The 5,855-nt window shown below is 71.1% G+C and carries 5 protein-coding genes; 1 reads left to right on the forward strand and 4 read right to left on the reverse strand.

Going from position 1 to position 5,855, the window contains the following annotated elements:
• Both A33M_RS21645 and A33M_RS21650 read right to left on the reverse strand, forming a co-directional pair.
• On the reverse strand, nucleotides 1–787 hold a 787-nt coding region (locus tag A33M_RS21645), incomplete at its 3' end, for an AsmA family protein (protein ID WP_040622577.1).
• A gap of 325 nt (nucleotides 788–1,112) precedes the next feature.
• Nucleotides 1,113–2,543: an FAD-linked oxidase C-terminal domain-containing protein gene (locus A33M_RS21650; protein WP_008392081.1), complete on the reverse strand. Its 1,431-nt coding sequence runs from the start codon at nucleotides 2,541–2,543 to the stop codon at nucleotides 1,113–1,115.
• 93 nt (nucleotides 2,544–2,636) lie between these two features.
• Here A33M_RS21650 and A33M_RS21655 point away from each other — a divergent pair, with 93 nt between their 5' ends.
• Entirely contained in the window at nucleotides 2,637–3,167 is a 531-nt protein-coding gene (locus tag A33M_RS21655; RefSeq protein ID WP_008392083.1) for a thioesterase family protein, read from the forward strand.
• A gap of 108 nt (nucleotides 3,168–3,275) precedes the next feature.
• Here the strand turns inward: A33M_RS21655 and A33M_RS21660 are convergent, their stop codons facing one another.
• Both A33M_RS21660 and A33M_RS21665 read right to left on the reverse strand, forming a co-directional pair.
• Nucleotides 3,276–4,358: a YeeE/YedE family protein gene (locus A33M_RS21660; RefSeq protein ID WP_008392084.1), complete on the reverse strand. Its 1,083-nt coding sequence runs from the start codon at nucleotides 4,356–4,358 to the stop codon at nucleotides 3,276–3,278.
• A 125-nt stretch (nucleotides 4,359–4,483) separates the two neighbouring features.
• The gene (locus A33M_RS21665) at nucleotides 4,484–5,569 is read right to left on the reverse strand and encodes an SLAC1 anion channel family protein (RefSeq protein ID WP_157223622.1); all 1,086 of its coding nucleotides are present in this window, start codon (nucleotides 5,567–5,569) and stop codon (nucleotides 4,484–4,486) included.
• Between the last annotated feature and the right edge of the window lie 286 nt (nucleotides 5,570–5,855).

A 5,855-nucleotide genomic window follows, 5' to 3' on the forward strand; every position in this document is an offset into this window, starting at 1 on the left:
GGACGGGGCGGCGGGGGACCCGCCACGGCTCGCGGGCCGCCTGCGGCTCGCCGAGCGCCGCGCCGGCCGCGCGGGTCACCGTGAGCGAGCCGTCGTAACGGGGTGTCGTGCCGTCGAGCCGCAGCCGGCCATCGGTCTCGATCGTCAGCGGCCGGTCGAGCGGATCGAGGCTCAGCCGGATTCGGGCACCGCCCTCCCGGTCGCGGCCGTCGGCGGACAGCCGCACGCCGTAGAGGTCGCCGCCGGAGACGAAGGCGCCCTCGCCGCGCAACGGGCCGGCGAGAGAGCGCAGGTCGCCGGAGAAGGTGAGCTTGTCGAGCGCCAAGGTGCGGCCGCTCGCGGCGTCCGACAGGATCACGCGGCCGTCGGTGACGGTGAGCTCGTCGATCGCGACGCGCTCGGGGTCGCGCGCCGGGCCGGGCAGCGCCACGGGCAAGCGGCCGCGCGAATCGAGCCCGAGCCGGAGCTGCGGCGCATCGACGGACAAGGTCTCGACCCGGGTCTCGCCGCGCAGCAGGGGGCCGAGTGCGAGGGTGACGTCGAGCGCGCGGGCGCTCATCTGCGCCGCGCCGAGCGCGAGCGACACGCCGCTCAGATGAACGGAGGGGGTCGGTAGCAGACGGACGCCGATCGGGCCGGAGACGACGACGGGGGTGCCGACCATCCGGCCGGCCTCCGCCTCGATGGTGTCTCGGTAGCTCGTCCAGTCGACGAAAAACGGGCCCACCAGCGCGGTCAGCAGCGCCAGGATCAGCGCGATCGCGATGCCGAGAAGCGTCGACTGCACCCGTTTGCTCCGGACGAGTTCGTTCCGGCCGGCCCCTCGCCGTCCCGTGCCGAGCCGGCCGCCGGGCGCGCGACCCGAGGCTCGCGACATCGCAAGCCGCCACACAGCGAGCCGCGACGTCGCGCCCGCGTCGGCGTCCACGATCGCGCGAATCGGCGGCGACAGTGTGTCCCGGCGACGCGACCATGTCGCGACGGGGCGTCGCACACAAGCGCGCGCGAGCGGAACGAGGCCGGAATTCGTCGAAATACGGCCCCGCGCCGCCCCGTCCTTCGAGGCGCCACCGCGGGTGGCGCCTCCCGACGAGGCGGTGGAGTGTCCCGCCTCAGAGCGGCGGGACGATCTTGCCCGGATTGAGCAGATTGTCGGGATCGAGCGCCGCCTTGATCGCCGCCATCGCAGCGAGCGCCGGGCGGCCGAGCTCGGCCTCGAGATACTTCATCTTGCCCTGCCCGATGCCGTGCTCGCCGGTGCAGGTGCCGTCCATCGCCAGCGCCCGCTCGACCAGCCGCTCGAGCAGGGCCTTCGCCCGCACCACCTCGTCGTGGTCGTCGAGGTCGACCAGCAGGCACAAATGGAAGTTGCCGTCGCCGACATGGCCGACGATCGGCGCCACCAGGTTGCTGTCCGCGATGTCCTTCTGGGTGGCGGTCACGCATTCGGCGAGCCGCGAGATCGGCACGCACACGTCGCTCGCGAGCGCCTGTGTCTTGCGGCGCAGCGCGCAGGCGGCCCAGTAGCCGTCGTGGCGCGCCTGCCACAGCCGGGTGCGATCCTCCGCCCGCGTCGCCCACTCGAACGGGCCGCCGCCGTGCTCGGCGACGATCTCGCCGAACCGGGTCGACTGCTCGGCGACGCTCGCCTCGGTGCCGTGGAACTCGACCAGCAGCATCGGCGTCTCGGGCAGCGTCAGCTTGGAGTAGGCATTGACCGCCTGCACCTGGAGCGTGTCGAGAAGCTCGATGCGGGCGACCGGAATGCCGATCTGGATGGTCTCGATCACCGCGTTGCAGGCGGCCTCGACGGTCGGGAACGGGCAGATGCCGCCGGAGATCGCCTCCGGGATGCCGTGCAGCCTGAGCGTCAGCTCGGTGATGATGCCGAGCGTGCCCTCCGAGCCGATCATCAGCCGGGTGAGGTCGTAGCCGGCGGCCGACTTTTTCGCGCGCTGCGCGGTGCGCATGATCTCGCCGTTCGCCAACACCACCTCGAGCGCCAGCGTGACGTCCTTCATGGTGCCGTAGCGCACCGCGTTGGTGCCGGAGCACCGCGTCGCCGCCATGCCGCCGAGCGCCGCGTCGGCGCCGGGATCGAGCGGGAAAAACAGGCCCTGGTCGCGCAGATACTCGTTGAGCTGCTTGCGGGTGACGCCCGGCTGCACCACGCAGTCGAGATCCTCGGCATGCACCGCGAGCACCTTGTTCATGTCGCGGGTGTCGATCGAGACGCCGCCGAGCGGCGCATTGACCTGCCCCTCGAGCGAGGTTCCGGTGCCGAACGGCACGATCGGCACCTTGTGGCGGGCGCAAATGCGCACGATCTTTTGAACGTCGGCGGTGGATTGTGGGAAAACCACGGCGTCGGGCGGCTGGTTCGGGATCCAGGTCGCCGTGTTGGCGTGCTGCTCGCGGGTGGAGGCGGCGAGCGTGACGAGGTTGCCGAATTCCGCCGTCAGCTCAAGCACGGCGGCCTGGACGGCGCGCTCCGGCGGGCGATCGGCGGCGGCGTTTCGGGACGGAACGGCGACGGGCGTCACGACGGCCTCCCGGCTCGGCGGCAACGCGGCGCCGGGAACGGGCGCGCCGTCGCAACCGCGACAACGTCACAAACAGCTGGCATAGTGTCTCTCATGAACGTGATGCTCGACCATATCGACCACGCCGACCTCGAGCCGGTGTTCTTCGCACCCTTCGTCTCGTCCGTGATGCGGGTCGAGCCGGACTGGATCGACTACAACGGCCACCTGAACATGGCCTGGTACAACGTGCTGTTCGACCGCGCCTTCGACGAGGTCCTGGCGCTGATCGGCGCCGGACCGGCCTATGTCGACCAGCAACGCCACTCCTATTACACGGCCGAGACCCATGTGCGCTACCTGCGCGAACTGAAGGCCGGGGACGCCGTGCGCGCAACCGTTCAGCTGCTCGATTGCGACGCCAAACGGATGCACTATTTCGTCCAGCTCTTCCACGCGACCGAGGCCTGGATGGCGGCGACCGCCGAGGTGATGGCGCTGCACGTCGACATGACCGCGCAGAAGACCGCCCCGATTCCCCCCGAGATCGCCGAGCGGCTCGCCGACCTCGAGGCGTCGCACGCCCGCCTGCCCTGCCCCGAGGCCGCCGGCCGCCGCATCGCGATGCCCCATCGCTCCGCCTGAGCGTTCTCTCGCTCGCTCGGGCTCCCGCGGTCGTCGTTCCCGCGGTCATCGTTCCCGCGGTCTCCGGTCGCGCTGCCGCAGTGCGGCAATCGCCGCGCGCGAAAAAAGTCAGCTCGCCGTCGGCACCGCGCCGGCCGGCACCGGCACCTCGCGATCGAGCAAAAAGTCGGTGACCCCTGCCGCCGCCCAGATGCAGGCGAGCGTCACCCAGGCGGTGAGCGCAAAAATCGCCCCGCCCGACACCCCGGCGCCGACCGCGCAGCCGCCCGCCAGCATCCCCCCGAACCCCATCAGCACCGCGCCGGCGATGTAGCGCCGCATGCCGACCGCATCGCGGAAGCCGACCAGCGCGAACTCGCGAAACAGCAACGCCCCGGCGAGCGAGCCGACAAACACGCCCGGCACCAGCCCGATGTCGAAGTCCCACACGAGGCGGGTGCGATCGAGCACCACCATCAGCGTGTCGGCCGACGGCCCGGTGAAGGTGATGCTGGTGACGTGCGGCACCGCAAAGCTCGACTGCGCGATCGTGTAGGTGAACAGCCAGCCGAGCGCCACCATGCCGCCGACGCCCGACGCCGTGAACCAGCTCGCCGCCGGCAGCCGGCTCTTCACCGCGTAAACGTACGCCGCGGCGCACCAGACGAGGCCGAAGGCGAGCGCGTGCCCGTGGCCGAGCCCGAGCACGACCAGGAGGTCGCGCGCGCTGCCGCCGTCGATCGTCCACCAGCCGGTGATCGTTTCGCGCAGCGGCGCCAGCGCCCCCGACATCGCCGACTGCGCCGCCACCGCCATCACCAGCCCGGACAGCAGCGCCCGCAGATTGCCGGTGGCGGAGAGCACCAGGAGCCGGCTCGCGCAGCCGCGCGTCATGACCATGCCGGCGCCGAACATCAGCCCGCCGATCGCCGCGCCCGACAGGCTGCCGCGCTGGGCGAGCTGGCGCGCCTCCGACACGTCGAGCAGCTCGAGCAGGATGAAGCCTTGCGTCCACACCACCGCGGTCGCGAACGCCATCAGCCACACCGCGACCCGCTGGCCGACCTCGCCGTGAAAGAACTCGAGCGCGGCGGCGCGCAGGCAGAAGCGGCTGCGCTGCGCCGCAAAGCCGAACGCGGCACCGACCACGAGACCGCCCAGCGCGAGGACGGGTCCTTCGCCCAGCGCATCGACGAGCGCGGTCGCATCCACGGGCACGTTTCCTCTCCGGTTCTTCTTCTGGAGAGAAAGCATGCCGGGCGGGCGGCCGCGTCACATTGACGAAACGCAACCGAGACTGGTGCAGTCCGGCCGATGGCCGCCGGTCTCGGGTCGCCTCACTCCGGCCGGCAGATCGCCCCGGCAAAGATCGCCCGCACGGTCGCGATCACCAGCACCGTCAGCACCACCGCGAGCAGCGCGTAGAGCGCGAAGAAGATGCCGGTGATCGTCCGTCCGCCGATCGCGTCGGCGAACACCGCGGCCGCGGTGGTGAGGGCGGCGAGCGGGAACGAGTAGGCCCACCACGACAGCGCGAACTTTATCCGCACCATCCGGCCCGCCTGGGTGGCGACCAGCAGGAAGAGCGCGAGGCCGGCATAGAACAAAATGTGGGCGAACGCATCGATGCCGTGGCCCGACAGGCCGAGCCAGGCGAGGAAGCCGATCGCCGGCGGAGCGATCAGGATGGTCAGCGTCGGCAGCAAACGCTCGGGCAGCGGCGTGTGGAAGATCAGCCGATTGAACACGAGCGTCAGCAGCACCAGCCAGAACAGAAGGCCGAACGAGAAGAAGAACCAGCTCGGCTCGACATAGCCGAGCGGCACGCCGGCGACCGGCACGATGATGTTGCCGACCGCCGGGATGAACCACGCCGGATTGAGATGCGGCGGCTGGAACTCGCGGTGGCCGATCCAGGCCGACAGCACGGCGAGGCTGAACACCACCTGCATCACCGTGCCGGCGATCCACAACGGCTCCGCCGCGTCGCGGCTCACCGGCAGCGCGACCAGCGACAGCACGAGAAGCGAGATGCTGATGGTGGGGAAGAAGGAGAGCCGCACCGGGTGGTGCCATTCGGCGACCACCGCGCCGGGATGGCGCAACGCCTTGGCGAGATAAAGGAGCCCGATCACCAGGAACGCCGCCCCGGCGATGCCGCCGATCACCAGGCTCGCGCGTGGCCCGGCGTCGAGCAGCCGCTCGAGCTTGTGGGTGGCGAGCGACAGCCCGCCGGTGCCCATCACCACTGCAAAAAAGCTCACCGGGAAATGGGCGAGCCGGCTCTCGGCCGGCGCGTGGGCCGCGCTCTCGCTGCCGCCCGGACGGCCCCCGACCGGCAGATCGACGATGTTTGCCCCCGCCGGTCCCGCTCCTGCCCCGATCGCCCCTGCCCCGATCCCCCCTGCCGTCGTGTCCGCCATCGCCGTCGCCTCCCGCTGATCCCGTTCGCGGCGCCGCGTCACATCGCCGGCACCGCCTTTCGACGCCATCCTGTCTCGCCGCTCACCCGGCGTCTGTGACCTCGTCACCTTGGAGACCGTTCGGAAACGCCACCGGGGGTGCGACCCATGCAACGGATGACGCGGTACGGGAAGAGCCCGTTTGGGAACTCCGACGGGGCTGCGCCGGAGCCGCTTTCGCCGATCCGGCAGGAGCCGATCGAGGCGCGTACCGGGGAGTACGTGCGAGATCGGCGACGAACCGGGC

Source organism: Rhodovulum sp. PH10, assembly GCF_000293785.1.
Taxonomy (GTDB): Bacteria; Pseudomonadota; Alphaproteobacteria; order Rhizobiales; family Xanthobacteraceae; genus Rhodoplanes.

Coding starts and splice junctions, on each gene's coding strand:
- A33M_RS21665 (WP_157223622.1), bottom strand. CDS start 5,569: ATGGCGGACACGACGGCAGGGGGGATCGGGGCAGGGGCGATCGGGGCA.
- A33M_RS21655 (WP_008392083.1), top strand. CDS start 2,637: ATGAACGTGATGCTCGACCATATCGACCACGCCGACCTCGAGCCGGTG.